This is a genomic window from Cupriavidus sp. USMAHM13 (assembly GCF_001854285.1).
Classification (GTDB): domain Bacteria; phylum Pseudomonadota; class Gammaproteobacteria; order Burkholderiales; family Burkholderiaceae; genus Cupriavidus; species Cupriavidus malaysiensis.
In genome coordinates this window covers 1,090,758-1,107,690 of record NZ_CP017752.1, presented here as the reverse complement: position 1 = coordinate 1,107,690, position 16,933 = coordinate 1,090,758, and the positions used below count along the sequence as shown (strand labels likewise).

The 16,933-nt window shown below is 66.7% G+C and carries 13 protein-coding genes and 1 pseudogene; 4 read left to right on the top strand and 10 right to left on the bottom strand.

The window, feature by feature from the left end:
• Positions 1-82 precede the first annotated feature (82 nt).
• The 3 genes from BKK81_RS23245 to BKK81_RS23235 all read right to left on the bottom strand — a co-directional run bounded on the left by BKK81_RS23245 (position 83) and on the right by BKK81_RS23235 (position 4,693).
• Positions 83-514 carry a hypothetical protein gene (locus BKK81_RS23245; protein ID WP_197524046.1) on the bottom strand — a complete coding sequence of 144 codons (432 nt, stop codon included), beginning with the start codon at positions 512-514 and terminating at the stop codon, positions 83-85.
• Positions 511-3,543 (bottom strand): type VI secretion system Vgr family protein, encoded by a 3,033-nt coding sequence (locus BKK81_RS36120; protein WP_083384374.1) that lies wholly within the window; start codon positions 3,541-3,543, stop codon positions 511-513. The genes BKK81_RS23245 and BKK81_RS36120 overlap by 4 nt, the downstream gene beginning before the upstream one ends.
• 346 nt (positions 3,544-3,889) lie before the next feature.
• Positions 3,890-4,693 (bottom strand): tyrosine-type recombinase/integrase, encoded by an 804-nt coding sequence (locus BKK81_RS23235; RefSeq protein ID WP_231908202.1) that lies wholly within the window; start codon positions 4,691-4,693, stop codon positions 3,890-3,892.
• 209 nt (positions 4,694-4,902) lie between these two features.
• Between BKK81_RS23235 and BKK81_RS23230 the strand changes: the two are divergent.
• Together BKK81_RS23230 and BKK81_RS23225 are read left to right on the top strand one after the other, a co-directional pair.
• Positions 4,903-5,157, top strand: a pseudogene (locus BKK81_RS23230) (NAD(P)H-dependent oxidoreductase); the annotation flags it as partial.
• 260 nt (positions 5,158-5,417) lie between these two features.
• Positions 5,418-6,356 (top strand): LysR family transcriptional regulator, encoded by a 939-nt coding sequence (locus BKK81_RS23225; protein ID WP_071018067.1) that lies wholly within the window; start codon positions 5,418-5,420, stop codon positions 6,354-6,356.
• Between the two features lie 105 nt (positions 6,357-6,461).
• On the opposite strand, the gene benD is transcribed toward BKK81_RS23225, so the two are convergent.
• The 7 genes from benD to BKK81_RS23190 form a co-directional block, all read right to left on the bottom strand.
• Complete coding sequence (benD, locus tag BKK81_RS23220; RefSeq protein ID WP_071018065.1) at positions 6,462-7,241, bottom strand: benzoate diol dehydrogenase BenD; 780 nt, start codon at positions 7,239-7,241, stop codon at positions 6,462-6,464.
• A 2-nt stretch (positions 7,242-7,243) separates the two neighbouring features.
• Positions 7,244-8,278 carry a benzoate 1,2-dioxygenase electron transfer component BenC gene (gene benC / locus BKK81_RS23215; RefSeq protein WP_071018064.1) on the bottom strand — a complete coding sequence of 345 codons (1,035 nt, stop codon included), beginning with the start codon at positions 8,276-8,278 and terminating at the stop codon, positions 7,244-7,246.
• A gap of 41 nt (positions 8,279-8,319) precedes the next feature.
• Positions 8,320-8,808, bottom strand: coding sequence for a benzoate 1,2-dioxygenase small subunit (gene benB, locus BKK81_RS23210; protein ID WP_071018062.1), 489 nt, complete (start codon positions 8,806-8,808; stop codon positions 8,320-8,322).
• A complete protein-coding gene (locus BKK81_RS23205) occupies positions 8,805-10,163 on the bottom strand; it encodes a Rieske 2Fe-2S domain-containing protein (protein ID WP_071018061.1) in 1,359 nt (452 codons plus the stop codon). The genes benB and BKK81_RS23205 overlap by 4 nt, the downstream gene beginning before the upstream one ends.
• Before the next feature lie 150 nt (positions 10,164-10,313).
• Entirely contained in the window at positions 10,314-11,249 is a 936-nt protein-coding gene (gene catA / locus BKK81_RS23200) for a catechol 1,2-dioxygenase (protein ID WP_071018059.1), read from the bottom strand.
• Positions 11,250-11,404: 155 nt separating this feature from the next.
• Positions 11,405-12,541, bottom strand: coding sequence for a muconate/chloromuconate family cycloisomerase (locus BKK81_RS23195; protein WP_071018057.1), 1,137 nt, complete (start codon positions 12,539-12,541; stop codon positions 11,405-11,407).
• 418 nt (positions 12,542-12,959) lie between these two features.
• Positions 12,960-13,883 carry a LysR family transcriptional regulator gene (locus BKK81_RS23190; protein WP_071018055.1) on the bottom strand — a complete coding sequence of 308 codons (924 nt, stop codon included), beginning with the start codon at positions 13,881-13,883 and terminating at the stop codon, positions 12,960-12,962.
• Positions 13,884-14,071: 188 nt separating this feature from the next.
• On the opposite strand from BKK81_RS23190, the gene BKK81_RS23185 reads away from it, so the two are divergent.
• Both BKK81_RS23185 and BKK81_RS23180 read left to right on the top strand, forming a co-directional pair.
• A complete protein-coding gene (locus tag BKK81_RS23185) occupies positions 14,072-14,815 on the top strand; it encodes an SDR family oxidoreductase (RefSeq protein WP_071018053.1) in 744 nt (247 codons plus the stop codon).
• Positions 14,816-14,936: 121 nt separating this feature from the next.
• The gene (locus tag BKK81_RS23180) at positions 14,937-16,841 is read left to right on the top strand and encodes a bifunctional metallophosphatase/5'-nucleotidase (RefSeq protein WP_071018051.1); all 1,905 of its coding nucleotides are present in this window, start codon (positions 14,937-14,939) and stop codon (positions 16,839-16,841) included.
• The last annotated feature ends 92 nt before the right edge of the window (positions 16,842-16,933 follow it).

Here is a 16,933-nt window from a genome sequence, read left to right as displayed (position 1 = left end):
ACGTTACTCGTGGTGTAGGTTGGCTTGCACGGCATGACCACGGCCGTGCTCGGTGATGAATGGGGCGGTATTGGGCGCAGCGCTACGCAGCGGGGGCGGCAGGCCCTTTCGCGCGCCCGTGCCGACGCAGGGTGATGACCTTCAGTAGCTCGGATAGCAGCAGCAGCCCGAGGTTGAGCGGCAGGCTCGCCCCCTCGCCCGCGTGCAAGAGCCATGGAATGAATGACAGAGATGGCACCGCCAAGAGCAGGCGCAGCGGTACCTGGGCATAGGCCAGCGGCCGCGCGTAGCGGCTGCCCCGCAGAAACAGGCAGGCCGACACAGCGATGGACACGGTGAGCAGCAGGGACAGGCCGAACCAGACGGCCGCATAGCCGCCCTGCTCGTGCAATTGCCCGAATGCCTGAATGTCGTCGTACAGCGGAACGCGTCCGATGGCGAGGTTGAGCCAGAACAGGCGGATCAGATAGAGCAGATCCAGCCCGCCCCAGAACAGGTAGAGGCGACGCGTCACGACGGCACCTCCCATTGGGAATCTGATGTGGGCCCTGGATTGGCCGCGCTATGCCGTACCAGCGTCGGGGGCCACGCTGGCGCGCCGCGATGATAGCGTTGCTTGATCTTCCGGGTCTCGCCGTAGGCATGGACGGCCGAGTTGTCCTTGAGCCACGGGTCGGCATCCGCGGGGAGCGGCTTCCACTTCTGGATCTTGTCGCGCGTGGTGTTCATGTAGTCCTTGCCGTCGGAGCCGAACAGGCGCCCTTCGTCACCCATGGAGGTCAGGCGATTGATGAACATGACCCCGGTGTTCTTGATGCCGTGGTAGTCGTTGTCCGTGGTGACCCAGCGGCCGGGGCCCGATGCCGGCACCGGCGTGGCGCCAGCGCTCAGGGACTTCGCCATGGCTGGCACCGGCGCGGCGCCCATGGCCTGTGACGGCATGGCGCCAGCGACAAGGGACTGGACCTGGCTGGCGCTGCCACTCGGCGGATTCGCAGGCCACTTGGGCACGCCGACATAGCTGGCTTCCTCCCAAGGGTTAGCCGGGTCCAGCCCAAAACGAATCTTTGCCGGCCCTGGTGCTACGCCGGAGACGACGTTGCGCCCCGCTGAATCGAGCGTGCCCTTGAAGACTTTGCCGAGCGCGTCCTCGACCTCGAAGCCGCCGTTCGCCAGGCCGCGCTGGTTGGCGTAACGATTGAAGAGCTCGAGATTGCCCTGGCTGGGTTTGGGCGGCTCCGGGAAACTGGCCGCGCGGTTTTTCGGACCGGTGTAGCTGAACTTGGCCGCATGACCGGTGTAGCGCCCGCTGGTCTGGTGGGTGATGCCGCCCGCGTTGTACACCGTGGCGCTGCCGCCGCCGTTGATGACCAGCTCGGTCTTGGCATTGAGCGTGATGCGCTCGGCGGTGTGCGTGATGTTGAGCTTGGCCAGCAGGTTGATGCTGTCCTTCAGCGCCCGGATGTCGATGTCTCCCGCCACGGCCACCAGGCGGTAGCCCAGGCTCTGCACGAACAGGCGCATGCCACGGCTGGCGCTGGCGAGCAAACGCTTGCCGCTGGTCAGGCTGATGTGTTCCGTACTGCTGAGCGCGATGTGTTCGCCGCTGGCGATATGGGTCGAGCCGGGCGTGCTGGTGGCAATGCCAACCGGGCTGGCGATGACGACGTACGGCTGCGCGAACTCGGGAAAGTTGTTGCTGGACGGGTCGCCTGGGCCGTTGCCGGCAATGCCCTGGTGTTGCTTCTGCAGCGCCTTGGCGACCGCATCCTGGTCACCCGCTTCCTGCGCCTGTACTTCGCGAGCCTGGGTGCCGAAGCCCTCCTGCTGCTCGCCGGCCACGTGCAGACGGGCGGCGGTTTCCCTGAGGTCCTTGTGGTGCTCGCTGGCGCGCGGACGCGGCTCGGTGGTCAGCAGCAGGCCGGAGCCGGCGCGCACCGCGCCGTGCTCGTCGGTGCGCAGCTCGAAGCCCTTGCCGCGCGCCTTGCCACCGCCCGGGCGCGGGTGGACGAGGTAGCCCAGGTTGAGCGCGCTGGCGCCCTGGTCGCTGCGCAGGGTGGTGCTGATCTCGCCATGGGTGTCGTCGAACAGCAGTTCGTTGTTGCGCCCGGCCTTGTGCTCCTTGCTCTTGATGGTGCTGAGGATGTTGTGCCTGGGCAGTTCATAGGGCGGGCGCTGCAGCGCCATGTAGGTTCTGCCGATCACCAGAGGCTGGTCGCAGTCACCGTCGACGTTGCCTACCAGTACCTCTTGGCCGATACGCGGGATGGCCATGTGCCCCCAGGTGGCGCCGGCCCAGTTCTGCGAAACGCGGATCCAGCAGGAGCTGTGCTCGTCGGACTTGCCCTGCCGGTCCCAGGTGAACTGGACCTTGACCCGGCCCCATTCGTCGCAGTGGATTTCTTCGCCCGGCGGGCCGACGACGATGGCGACCTGCGGGCCATCGATGCGCGGCTTGGCCATGGGTGCGGGACGCCATTCCACATCATCGGGAACCAGCTCGGCGGTGTAGCTGTAGTGGGTGCCCTGCTCCGCGTCGGCGCTTTCCTCGGCCTGGCTGGTGTGCTGCACGCCGCGGTGCCTGATGCGCAGGGGCCGCCAGCCGCGGTTGAGGTCGGCGCGCGGATGGCCGGTGAGGTCGAAGGCCAGGCCGGGCACCAGGCGCGCGTCATCGCCTTCCACTTCGGCGGTACGCGCGTCGCCGCGCAGCCCGCGCAGGCGGGTGCGGGTGAAGGGCTGCCCCGCCGCGTCTTCCTTGTAGCGCCCGGGGAATTGGTAGACCTCGTAGTCCTGCCCCTGGTGGTCGAGCTGCGCGCCGTCGTGTTGATGCTGCTGGTTGTAGGTCGGGTGCTTGAAGGTGTAGTCGCGCTGGGTCTGCCGCGCGGTGCGCACGCGCTCACGGTAACGGAAGCGGCGCAGCGCCGGCGTGGGCTGGTCGCCGCCCGGCGTGGCGTTGTATTCGACCGGGCCGCCGTCGATGGCGCCGAAGATGTAGAGATTGTCCCCATGCACCAGACGGTGGCTGGCATCGGCGAAGGCAAAGGCGTAGTAGAAGCCCTCTTCCGCGGCCAGCCGGGCGAGGAAATGCAGGTCGCTGTCGCCCGCCTGCACGCAGTACTCGCGCGGCAGGTGCGCCTCGGTCACCAACTGTTCGTAGTCGGTGATCCCGTGCTCCTTGAGCACCGCCGAGAGGATGTCGGGCACGCTCTGCCGCTGGAAAATGCGCCAGTCGGCGCACAACCCCGTACGCGCGAGCTTGGGTTCGACCACGGCGCGGTAACGGGTGCGGCGAAAGCCGGTGTCTCCTTGCTCGAAATCACTGACCACGCCGTGGACGTAGCGCACGGGCTGGTCAGCGCGCCAGATGGTGAGCTGCGCGAGCTGGTCGAGCACCGCCCCGAAATCGATCGACGGGTCGGTGCTGGCCAGGTCGACCGACAGCGTGAACGGCTGGCTCAGTCCTTCGTCCAGGTCGAACGAGACCACATCGAACTCGATGCCCCCCGCCTTGAAGGTGAAGCGCATATCGGATTGTCTTGCCATCGATGCTCCAAGTGGCTGAGCACCTGGTTGCTGCCGCTAAGTCAGGGCTGGCAGCAGGCTCTCAGCAGATATGGACGTACATGGACTTCTCTGGACGCCAGCATGGGCATTGATCGACGGCGGGGATAAGAGACGATTCTGAAAATTCATGCCGAAATTCCGCAATTTGTACGAAATTCAATTCGGCTGTTCGGAATACGCACGTCCATCGGACCTCGCTCCCTCAGGAGCCGACCGGCTAGCCCCGTGACCGGAGCCGGCCAAACCGGCCCCGCGCCAACAATAGGCGCCAGGCCAATTCCCATTCCCGCTCGCCCGCCCGCACCGCCTCGGTTGAAATGGGACGCTACCTATTGTGTTCCGCCGGCGTACCGGGCATCCGCGCCTGGCCGGCTTCCCTGGCGGTGATCAGGATGAGTTGCAGGCTGATCTTGAACTGACGACGGATGTTCGACAGGTGCGCGGCTTGGAGGAACTGCTTGATTTCCTCGGCGGGCAATGCACGCTCACGCGAAACAGCTTTGTAGATGTGCCGCATGGGCAGCGCCATGACTGGATTGGCCGAGATCAGCCCGCATTTCACCGCGTAATCCAGCATGCGTTTAAGCAGGCCGCGCACCTGGCCCGCCGCCGCGTCGAAGCCCTGCTCCTTCTTGCGCCAGATAGCTGACCGAACGTCTTCGGCCGTAAGTTCACATACCGGCTTCATGCCGATGTGCGGAAGAATGTCCTTGTCCAGATAGCGGCGCGGCATCGTGTTGTTCTTGCGGTCGCGCTGCTGGATCTCCTTGAAAAAACGCTCGGCGAACTGGCTCAGGGTGGTGTCTTCCGGACCGGCCACCTTGGCCTGCTGTTTCTTCTGCGCGGGAGACTCGCCAATGGCCGCCATTTGCGAGGCGCCATTGCGCACGAGCCTGGCGTTCTTGAGGGTCAATGCCGGGTACTTGCCCAGCGTGAGCTTTTCGTACTTGCCGTTCAGCCGGTAGCGGTAGCGCGAGACCATCCCCCCGGTTGGAAATACCTCCAGGTACAGGCCGCGATCGTCGCTAACGGTGTAGGTCTTGTCCCTGGGCTTGAGTGCCTTGAGGGCGGTGTCGGTGAGTGCCCTCTTCTTCCTCCGTATGTCCAAGTAGAGGAAGGCCCAGGCCAAAACCGCTACTTGGACATAAACTTGGACATAAACTTGGACATAAACTTGGACATAAACTTGGACATAAACTTGGACATAAACTTGGACATAAAAACAGACGGCTTTCAGTGTGCTTCAGCAGAGCTTGATGGGCAAGAAACCTAGTATTCATGCGGGTTTCAAGGCAATTTGTAGACCTTGATGGAGCCCGGTGGAAGTGAGACTATTTGCCGATCCAGCACGGCGTGCTGTTCTACCCCGGCTTCGACGTGCTGCCGCCCTTCGTCATCCACCGCAGCAGCCGCGTCGACGCGGCCGGCTTCGATGCCGCCAGCGCGGCGCTGGGCGAACGGCTCGACACCCTGTTCGAGACGCAGCCGATTCCCTTCCGGCGGCAGAATGGCGGGGACTACGAGATTCCGGCGCTGACCCTGCGCGAGGAGATCGCGCCGGGGCGCAGCGGCTTCGGCGTGCACCTGGCGTAGTGGGCGGCGAGGCGAGGGACGGCGGCGGAGCCAGGCGGCGACGTTGCCGGTGTTGCCGCGCAACGGACCCGACCGGTCCCGACATGACCGCGGCGAGACATTGCGTCCGATGGGCCACGAAAGGCCGCCGCAGCGCCCACCGATCGTCAAGTAGAATGTGCCGGCGATCGGCAATCGGCATTCGGCAATCGGTTCAGCGGCACCCGCTCACTGCTCTGCACGCCGGCCTGGCATCGCGTCCCCATTGAACGGCAAGGAACATGGAGCTACGCCACCTGCGCTATTTCGTTGCGGTCGCCGAAGAGCGCAGCTTCACCCGCGCGGCGCAACGCCTGCATATCGCCCAGCCACCGTTGAGCCGGCAGATCCAGCAGCTCGAGCAGTTGCTCGGCGCACAGCTGTTCGAGCGCAATTCGCGCCCGCTGAAGCTGACCGAGACCGGGCGCTTCTTCTACCAGCACGCGGCGCAGCTGCTGGCGCAGATGGACGAACTCGAATCGATGGCGCGCCGTGTCGGCAAGATCGAGCGGAGCCTGTCGGTCGGGTTCGTCGGTTCGACCCTCTACGGCATGCTGCCGAAGATCATCCGCCGCTACCGCCAGCTGCATGCCGAGGTCGAGTTGAGCCTGCACGAGATGTCGACGATGGACCAGATCGCGGCGCTCAAGGAGGGCCGCATCGATGTCGGCTTCGGGCGCATCCGCCTGGACGATCCGGGCATCCGCCGCGTGGTGCTGCGCGAGGAGCGCATGATCGTGGCGCTGCCGCTCGGCCATCCGCTGTGCGAGGCGAAGGCGGCACTGTCGCTGCGCGACCTGCTCAAGGAGACCCTGATCATCTTTCCGAAGTCCCCGCGCCCGAGCTATGCGGACCAGGTGCTGGCCGCCTTTCACGACCGCGCGCTCAAGCCCTCGCGCGTGCTGGAGACCCGTGAACTGCAGATCGCGCTCGGGCTGGTCGCCGCCGGCGAAGGTGTATCGATCGTGCCGAAGAGCGTGTACGGCCTGAAACGCGACGACATTGCCTACAAGGACCTCGACGACGACAAGCTGGTGTCGCCGATCATCATGAGCATGCGCATGCTCGACGAATCCGAGGACATCGAACGCATGCTGCGCCTGATCTACGATCTCTACGACGAAGGCGCGATGGAGTACCAGGCGCCCGGCGACCGCGCCGGCAAGCCGCCGCAAGCGTAGGCGGGGCGGGGCCGGCCGCAGCGGCGCGAGCGCGCCTGCAGTGCCACCGCGGCGGCGACTTCGCCGTTGTGGCGGAGCGCGCGGCCAAAGCCGCACGCCCGCCGTTCAGCCGGTGTCGCCGCCCGCGACTGGCAGCACGCTGCCGGTGATGTAGCTGGCCTCGTCGGAAGCAAGGAACAGGATGGGCGCGACCTGCTCGTCGAGGCTGCCGTAGCGCTTGAGGAAGGTCGACCCGATCACCTGCTGCACGGCCTCGTTCATCCACGCTTTTTCCTGCTCGCTGTCGCCGGCGGCATTGCGCGGGATCCGCCGCGGCGGCGCCTGGGTGCCGCCCGGCGCGGTCGCGACGACGCGGATATTGTGTTCCGCGTACTCCATCGCCAGCGCCTGTGTGAGCGCGTTGACGCCACCTTTCGCGGCCGAGTACGGCACGCGCCGGATCCCGCGCGTGGCGTTCGACGAGATGTTGACGATGGTCCCGCCGCCGCCCTGAAGCAGGTACGGCAGCACTGCGTGGCAGCTGTACAGCGTCGGCATCAGCGAGCGGCGCACCTCCGCGTCGATCTGCGCCGGCTCGAACTCGGCGAACGGGCGCATGCGGATCGCACCGCCGACGCCATTGATCAGGATGTCGATGCCGCCGAAGCGCTGCCCGGCGAATGCCATCGCGGCCCGCGCGCCTTCATAGGTTTCGAGGTCGGCCACGAATCCAGCCGTGCGCCCGCCGACGGCCTCGGCCGCCTCGGCCGCCACGTCGGCTACGAACTCGGCGCGATCGACGAACAGCACCGAGGCGCCCTCGGCGGCGGCGCGCAGCGCGACACCGCGGCCGATGCCCTGGGCCGCTCCGGTGACCACCATGGTCTTGCCTGAAAAGCGCTGCATGATCAAGCCGCCTTGGAAGACACGCCGGGTGCCGCGTTGGGCGTGAACTTCTCGTAGTGGAAGCTGTTCGGCTTCACGCCGTTGTCGTCGAAGTGCTTGCGCACCGCATCGACCATCGGCGGCGGCCCGCACAGGTAGACATCGACATCGCCGTCGTTCAGTGCGTCGGCCGGGATATGCTGCGTGACCCAGCCCTTGCGCGGGTGGCGGGAGGCTTCCTCGGCGACCACCGTCGCGTAGCTGAAGTTCGGCAGCCTGGCGACGAACGCGTCGATCGCACCGACCTGCACGAGATCGAGATCCCGCGTCACGCCATAGATCAGGTGGACCTTCTGCTGCGAACCGGCGCGCGCCAGCACTTCCAGCATCGACAGGAAGGGCGCGAGGCCGGTGCCGCCGGCAAGGAACAGCAGCGGCCGGCGCACGTCGCGCAGGTAGAAGCTGCCGAGCGGCCCGTGCAGATCGAGCTTTTGGCCCGGCTGCGCGGCTTCCAGCCACGTGCTCATCACGCCGCCGGGGATCTTCTTGATCAGGAAGCTGACCTTCGCTTCGCCCGGCGCCGACGAGAAGGAGTACGAACGGTGCTGGCCGCTCCCCGGCACGTCGATGTTGACGTACTGCCCCGGCAGGAACTCGGGCGCGCCCGCGTCCATGTCGAGCTCGAGCACGATCGCCGCATCGTGGTGCGGCTCGACCTTCGACACCGTCGCGCTGAAGCGGCCGTGCGCGGTCTTGCATGCGGTCGATGAGGTCGGCACAGCGATCACGCAATCGCTGTGCGGCACCATCTGGCACGTCAGCACCAGGCCGCCGTGCTTCTCATCCTCGCTCAGCGCGTCGTCGATGTAGTCATCGCCAAGGTCATAGCTGCCGCTTTCGGCACGGCACTTGCAAGTGCCGCACACACCGTCGGAGCAATCCATCGGCAGGTTGATACGGGCGCGGAAGGCGGCATCGAGCACCTTCTCGCCGGCCTTGCATTCGATGAAGCGGGTAACGCCGTCCTCGAAGTTCAATGCAATGTTGTAGCTGGACATGGAAGCTCCTCCATTTCCTTTCAGTACGGAATCGATCGGCGTCAGACGTGATAGACGTCGAGCACCTGGCGGATGTAGTCGTTCTTCAGCACGATCTTCTTGTACGAGATCAGCAGGTCGTCGCCGACCCTGCGCAGCGTGACGAACATCGTGCCGAAGAAGTGATCGGTGACCCGGTAGCGGTGGTTGAGTGTGTGGAAGTTGTAGCGCACGTCGACCTCGTCGCCGCGCTCGGCCAGCACCTCCACATTGGTGACGTTGTGGCCGGTGCGCGGCTCCGGCGTCGAAGCGCTGCTGCGCTCGGTCTTGATGCGGAACACGCGATCCTCCAGACCGCCCCGGTCGGGGTAGTACATCAGCGAGATCTGGCGCTCGTGATCGTCGGTCAAGCGGTCGTCGTCGTCCCAGGCCGGCATCCAGTAGGTGACGTCCTCGGTATAGCAGGCCAGCCATGCGTCCCACTCGCGATCGTCGAGCAGGCGTGCCTCGCGGTACAGCGCGGCGCAGATGGTGCGGTAGTCGAAGCTCATGACAAGGCCTCCTCGCGTTCCGTCTTCAGGGCGTTGCGCATGACCCGCACCCAGTATTCGTGCTGGCACACGAACAGCCCTTCGTCCTCGCTGCGTTCGCCCGAGATGAGCGGCTTCAGCCCCATCTTCCTGGCATTCTCGTCCGGCCCCTCGACCCACAGCGGGGCACCGCGCGACAGGTCGTTCCACATCGCCGTGGTGCCCGCGTAGCCGGCCTGGCAGGCCCGGAACTCTTCGAGGTCGTCCGCGGTGCCCATGCCGGACACGTTGAAGAAGTCCTCGTACTGGCGGATGCGGGTGGCGCGGTCGGCTTCGCTTTCCCCCTTCGGCGCGAAGCAGAAAATCGTGACTTCCGTCTTGTCCACGCTGAGCGGGCGCACGACGCGGATCTGCGTGCTGAACTGGTCCATCAGGAACACGTTCGGATACAGGCACAGATTGCGCGTCTGGTTGACGATGAATTCCGCGCTGACCTCGCCCACGCGCGCCCGGATCTCCTCCCGTTGCCGGTAGACCGGCCGCACCTCCGGGTTCATCGTCCGGGTCCACAGCAGGATGTGGCCGTGCTCGAAGCCGTAGACGCCGGCGACCGACTTGCTCCAGCTGTTCGCATCGACAGCCTTGGTGCCCTCTTCCTTGCGCCGCCCCATCGTCGCCGCATAGTTCCAGTGCACGGTGCTGACGTGATAGCCGTCGCAACCGTTTTCCATCTGCATCTTCCAGTTTCCCTCGTAGATATACGAGGAGCTGCCGCGCAGCACTTCGAGACCCTGCGGCGCCTGGTCGACGATCTGGTCGATGATCACGCGTGCTTCGCCGAGGTATTCCTCGAGCGGCTGCACGTCGTCGCTGAGGCTGCCGAACAGGAAGCCGCGGTAATTCTGGAAGCGGGCGACCTTCTTGAGGTCGTGCGAGCCGTGCGTGTTGAACTGCACCGGATACTCGGTCGTCTTCTCGTCCTTCACCTTCAGCAGCTTGCCGGTGTTGGAGAAGGTCCAGCCGTGGAACGGGCAGGTGAAGCTGCCCTTGTTGCCGTGCTTGCGGCGGCACAGCATCGCGCCCTTGTGCGCGCAGGCATTGATGACCGCGTGCAGCTCGCCGGTCTTGTCGCGCGTGATGACGATCGGCTGCCGGCCGATCCACGTCGTGTAGTAGTCGTTGTTGTCCGGGACCTGGCTCTCATGCGCCAGGTACACCCAGTTGCGCTCGAAGATGTGCTTCATCTCCAGTTCGAACAGGTCCGGGTGGGTGAAGATGTCGCGGCGGCAGCGGAATACACCGGCCTGCCTGTCGTCCTGCACGGCGGCAGACAGCAGATGCTCCAGTTGCTTGGCTTTTTCGATGATGGCGGACATGGTTCCTCCTCCTATGCGCACCCCAAGCCCTGCATGGAGTTCCTGCATCGGTGTCGAATGATTCTCGCGGGGGGATCCGGACGGCGGCGCCAGCGCGCCGCCCGGCCTGGCCGTATCGCGCGCCAGCGGCGATACGGTGGGTCGCAGCGGTCAGGCCGCTGCGGATGCGCGCAGGCGATGGACGATCTGGTTGTCCTTGCCCTCGAGCAGCGGCGTCAGGACGATGTCGAACTCGATGTCCTGGTAGGCATCGGCCTTCATGCCCAGCGCTGTGCCACCGGTCTTGCCGACCACGTGCGGGATCAGCTCTTCGCGGGTGGCGTAGGCGAAGTCGTCCCAGATCAGCGGGTCGCCCTCGATGTTGAACTGCGTCGTCAGCTTGCGGTGCGCCTCGCTGGTGACGAAGAAGTGCACGTGTGCCGGACGGCTGCCATGCCGGCCGAGGCCGTCCAGCAGCTGCTGCGTGGCACCTTGCGGCGGGCAGCCGTAGCCCACCGGCATCAGCGTGCGGAATTCGTACTTGCCGTCAGCGCCCGTGCGGACCGCGCCGCGCAGGTTGAAGTCAGTCTGCGCGCCGGTCGGGTCGAAGTGCGAATAGAAGCCCTTCGAGTTCGCGTGCCAGCATTCGACCACCGCACCGGCGACCGGCTTGCCGTCGGTGCCGGTGACGGTGCCGCGGATGACGAGCGGGCCCGCGTCCGCGTCGGCATCGAGGTCGATGCGCGACACGCCTTCGCGCACCGGCGCGCCGGCCACGTACAGCGGGCCCTCGATGGTGCGCGGGGTGCCGCCATCGAGGCCGGCCGCCTTGTCGGCGGCGTCCATGCGGATGTCGAGGTACTTCTCGAGGCCGAGGCCGGCCGCGAGCAGCGCCGCTTCCCCGTCCTGGCCCAGCTTGTTCAGGTAGTTGACACCGGCCCAGACTTCATCGGGCGTGATGTCGAGATCGTCGATGGCCTTGAACAGGTCGCTCAGCAGGCGGTGGACGATCTGCTGGCAGCGGGCGCTGCCCTTGTCGCCGCCGAGATTGGACGCCGCTTTCAGCAGATCCTGCACTTCCTGGGTATCGAATACTTTGACGCTCATGGTCGGTGTCTCCACTTGTGTTGGGGGAAAACATGGCTCGGGGCATGCTCCTCCCCGAACGAGCCGCCTTTCGCCGGCTCAAGGCCCGTCGCCGCGGGCCGGCGACGGCTGGCGACACCACGGTGTCACCGGAATCTTCTTGCGCGCGAACGGGATCAGCGGGTCACCTTGGTCAGCCCGTCGCGGGTGAATCGCCGGACCTTGTCTTCGTCCAGCTCGATGCCGAGGCCGGGGCCGTCAGGCACGGTCAGTTCGAAGTCGCTGTAGTCCAGCGGCTTCGCCAGGATCTCTTCGGTGATCAGCAACGGCCCGAACAGTTCGGTGCCCCACTGCAGGTTGGCGAAGCTCGCGAACAGGTGCGCGGAGGCGACCGTGCTGAACGCCCCTTCGAGCATGGTGCCGCCATACAGCTCGATGCCGGCCGCATCGGCGATCGCGGCGACGCGCTGCGCGGCGAAGAGCCCGCCGTTCTGTTCGATCTTGATCGCGAAGACATCGGCGCCATGGTGCCGCGCGATGTCGAAGGCACTCTCCGGTCCCTGCAGGATCTCGTCGGCCATCAGCGCGACGGGGTAGCGGCGCATCAGGCGCGCCAGTGCCGCGGCGGAGGCGACCGGCTGCTCGACCAGCTCGCAGCCGGCGTCGGCCAGGGCCGGAATCGCCTGCGCCGCCTGCGTCTCGCTCCAGGCCATGTTCACGTCCACGCGCACCGCCGCGCGCTCGCCGAGCGCCTGCTTGATGGCGGCGACATGGCGGATATCCGCATCGATCGCCTTGGCGCCGATCTTCAGCTTGAAGACCTTGTGCCGGCGCTCCGCCAGCATGCGCTCGGCCTCGTCGATATCGCGCGCGGTATCTCCGGAGGCCAGCGTCCATGCCACCGGCAGGCGCTCACGGCGGCGGCCGCCGAGCAGTTCGCTCACCGGCACGCCCAGCCGCTTGCCATGCGCATCGAGCAGCGCCGTCTCGAGCGCGCTCTTGGCGAAGTGATTGACCTTCACCAGCTTGCCGACGAAGTCCATCAGCGCCTGGATGCGCGTCGCGTCCCGGCCGATCATGGCCGGCGCGAAGTAGGTGTCGATCGCGAGCTTCATCGCCTCGGGACTTTCCGGGCCATACGCCATGCCGGCGATGGTGGTGCCTTCGCCGATACCCGTCACGCCGTCGCTGCACACCACCGTCACCAGCATCAGCGTCTGGCCGTGCATGGTCGCCACCGAAAGCTTGTGCGGGCGGATCGTCGGCAGGTCGACGAGCCGGGTTTCGATGCGTTCGATGGTGATCGGAGTCATGGGGCACGCTGCATGGGGAAGGTTCATGGAATGGTTTTATACGCGCCGGCCGGATCGAGCGTCCAATACTTTTGGACACCCGTTTTCATACCTGCCGAGCATAAAGTCCGGAGCAGATCCCCGAGAATTGCCGGGTTTCGATACCCGTCATGACAGTCGTACCCGGCTGAGAGCCATGCAGGCTCTAGGAAAGCCGTGCCACGTGGCAAGGCTTGCGGAAGGCCGGGACGCCAGCGGCCGCGCGCGCGCCAACGGCGGCCGATCGAGCCATCGATAGCCGGTACTCAGGGTTTTCCTGATGGCGATGTGACGCATCGCGGCAGGCGTCAGGCCGCCCTTCCGCCGCCCTTCCGCCGCCCCTTCTCCGCCCTTCCGCCCGGCCTGCCTCGCCAGCGCGGAAACGAGCCGCCTGCCTCACTCAGCGCGCATCGAAGCGCGCCGCCAGCCGCTGCTCGCGGAAGGCCTGCACGATGTACTCGATGAACACCTGCGTGCTGCGCGGCAGCAGCTTCTTGTGCGGGTAGTAGAGCGACAGCGGACCGAAGTCCGTGTACCAGCCCGGCAGCAGCCGCACCAGGCGGCCTTCCTGCAGCCAGCGCGCGGCATGGGGCAGCGGCAGCAGCGCCACGCCGTAGCCCAGCATGGCCGCGTGGGCCATGGCGTCCGGGTCGTCGAAGACCAGGCGTGTGCGGCATTCGGCCTGCACCTGCCGGCCGGCCCGGTCGTGCAGCACCCAGGCGCGCAAGCGGCCGGTGGAGCCGGAGCGGCGCACGATGCCGTCGTGCTGTGCCAGCTCGGCGGGATGCGACGGGGCGGCATGGGTCGACAGGTAGGCGGGCGAGGCGGCGACCACGCCGTGCACCTGGGCCAGCTGGCGGGCGATCACCCCCTGCGTGAGTTCGATGCCGCCGCCGATGGCGGCGTCGAAGCCACCCTGGATCAGGTCGGCCGGCCGGTTGTCGAACTGCCAGTCCGGCACGATGGCCGGATAGCGCTGCAGGAAGCCGCCCAGCATCGGCACCAGGTAATCGCGCCCGAAAGCCACCGCCACGCTGACGCGCAGCGTGCCGGAGGGCTCGCCGTCCTGCTGCGCGGCATGGGCGATGGCGTCCTGCAGGTCGGCGAACGGTTCGCCCACGCTCTGCAGGAACTGCCTGCCGCCCTCGGTCAGGGTCAGGCTGCGCGTGCTGCGCTGGAACAAGCGCAGGCCGAGCTGGGATTCCAGCCGCGCCACGTTCTTGCTGACCGCGGCCGGCGTCAGGCCGAGACGGCGCGCCGCTTCCGAGAAGCTGCCGGCATGCGCGGACTGGATGAAGGACTCGAGCAGGTTGAGGGCTTCCATGGGTAGACCGCGGCTCCGGCCAGGCCGGTTCGGACCGGCTCCGGCCTGATACCAGCAGTTGAAAGTAATGATCCGGATTATCGCCTACCGCACAGGGAATCGGCCGGACATACTGGCTCTACACCGGAACCACGCCGGAACCTCATCGGCAACCAAAACCGCAACCGCAACCGCAAGGAGCCCACATCATGTCAACTCCCTTCCAAGCCAAGATCGCCTTCGTCACCGGCGGCGCCCGCGGCATCGGCGCCGCCATCGTGCGCCGCCTGGCGCGCGACGGCGCCACCGTCGCCTTCACTTACCGCGAATCCGGCGCCGCTGCCCGCGCGCTGGCCGCGGAGATCGAAGCGCAGGGCGGCCGCGCGCTGGCCATCCAGGCCGATGCCGGCGACGCCGCCGCGCTCGCGCAGGCCATCGACGACACCGCCGCGCGCTTCGGCCGCATCGACATCCTGGTCAACAACGCCGGCGTGCTGCGCCTGGGTGCGCTCGACAGCTTCACGCTGGAAGACTTCGACCGCACGCTGGAAGTGAACGTGCGCGCCGTCTTCGTCGCCGCCAAGGCGGTGCTGCCGCACATGGGCCAGGGCGGCCGCATCATCAACATCGGCAGCTGCAACGCCGACCGCATGCCCTTCGCCGGCGGCGGCGCCTATGCCATGAGCAAGTCGGCGCTGAAAGGCCTGGTGCAGGGCCTGGCGCGCGACCTGGGCCCCAGGGGCATCACCATCAACAACGTGCAGCCCGGCCCGACCGACACCGATATGAATCCGCAGACGGGCGACTTCGCCGAGTCCCTGCACGGCCTGATGGCGCTGCCGCGCCATGCGCATGCCGACGAGATCGCCGGCATGGTGGCCTACGTGGCCAGCGCGGAGGCGGGCTTCGTCACTGGCGCCAGCCTGACCATCGACGGCGGCTTCAACGCCTGAACCCGGGGCGGAAGGCCGCCGGGCAGCCGGCGATGCCGCAGGGCATCGCCGGTGCCATGTCATCAGCACGTCATTTGCATCACGGAAGATACATTGAGACACATATCAGACACATTCGACCGTGACACGCACTCTTCCCCGCCAGGCCGGCGCCTACTCGCTGGCCCTGCTCTCGACCCTGTTCACCCTGGCCGCCTGCGGCGGCGATGACAACGGCCAGCCGGCCACCCCGCAGGCCACCGCGCCGCAGCCGGCCGCCGAGGCCAAGCCGCTGTCGCTGACCATCCTGCACGTCAACGACCACCACTCCCACCTCGATCCGGAGTCGGTCAAGCTCAACCTGCTGACCGCCAACGGCAAGCGCGAGGCCATCGACGTGGAATACGGCGGCTTCGCCCGCGTGACCGCCGCCATCCAGTCGCTGGCCGGCGCCTCGCGCAATGTATTGAAGATCCACGCCGGCGATGCCGTGACCGGCGACCTGTACTTCAACCTCAGCAACGGCAAGGCCGATGCCGAGATGATGAACACCGTCTGTTTCGATTCGTTCACGCTGGGCAACCACGAGTTCGACAACACCGACAGCGGCCTCAAGACCTTCATCAACTACCTGCACGCCGGCAGCTGCAAGACGCCGGTGCTGAGCGCCAACGTCAAGTTCGCGTCGAGTTCGGCACTGGCCGGCGGCCCGGTCAAGGCCTCGACGGTGGTGGAGCGCGACGGCCAGAAGATCGGCATCGTCGGCCTGACCATCGCCGACAAGACCAAGAACTCGTCCCGTCCCGATGCCGGCACCACCTTCGACAACGAAGCGGTGGCGGCCCAGGCCGAGATCAACCGCCTGCGCGCCCAGGGCATCAACAAGATCGTGGTGGCCTCGCACGTCGGCTACACCGGCGAGCTGGCACTGGCCAAGCAGCTCAGCGGCGTGGACGTGATCGTCGGCGCCGATTCGCACACCCTGCTCGGCCCCAAGGAGCGCATGCAGACAGTGGGCCTGACGCCGGAGGGAGACTACCCCACGCGCGTGACCGACAAGGACGGCAAGCCCGTCTGCGTGGTGCAGGCCTGGCAGTACAGCTACGTGGTGGGCGAACTGAAGGTGGACTTCGACAAGAACGGCGACGTCAGCAATTGCCAGGGCACGCCGCATGTGCTGATCGGCAGCACCTTCAAGCGCGGCGCCACTCCGGTGAGCGACGCCGAAGCCGCGCTGATCCGCCAGGACATCGCCGCCAGCGGCGTGCTGCGCATGACCACGCCCGATGCCGCCGCGGCCGCGAAGCTGGCCACCTACAAGACGGAGAAGGACGCGCTCGGCCAGAAGGTGGTCGCGCTGGCGCCGGCCAACCTGTGCCTGCGCCGCGTGCCCGGCAGCAAGCGCGATGCCACCCGCTCGACGCTGGGCGACGTCTGCAACAAGGACGCCAACGTGATCGCCCACGGCGGCGACGTGCAGCAGCTCGTGGCCCAGGCCTTCCTGGAACGCGGCAAGGCCTTCTTCAATGCCGACATCTCGATCCAGAACGGCGGCGGCGTGCGCATCGACCTGCCGGCCGGCAATGTCACCGTGGGCAATATCTACAGCGTGCTGCCGTTCAAGAACACGCTGGTGCAGCTCAAGATGACCGGCGCCGAGGTCAAGGCCACGCTGGAAGACGCGATCGCGGCGGTGGTCGCCAACAACACCGGCTCCTACCCCTACACCGGTGGCCTGCGCTGGAACGCAGACCTGAACCAGCCGGCCGGCTCGCGCCTGAGCCAGCTCGAGGTCAAGACCGCCTCCGGCTACGTGCCGCTGGACCCGGCCAAGACCTACAGCGTGGTCACCATCAACTTCCTCGCCGACGGCCAGGACGGCTACACCACGATGAAGAGCGTGACCGGCGCGCGCCGCACCGAGGTGGGCCTCGACTACGCCGAAGCCTTCCTGACCTATGTGGACGGCCTGCCCGGCACCAGCAAGCAGCTCAACAAGCTGCCGGTGGCGGACTACAGCACGCAGGTATTCACCGATACGCCCTGATCCGGGATCCGCGCGGCAGTGCGCGGACTGCGGCGGCATGCCAGTGCCGCCGCCTGGCCCTGGCTCTGGCCAGGGTCTTTTTTTGCCTGATT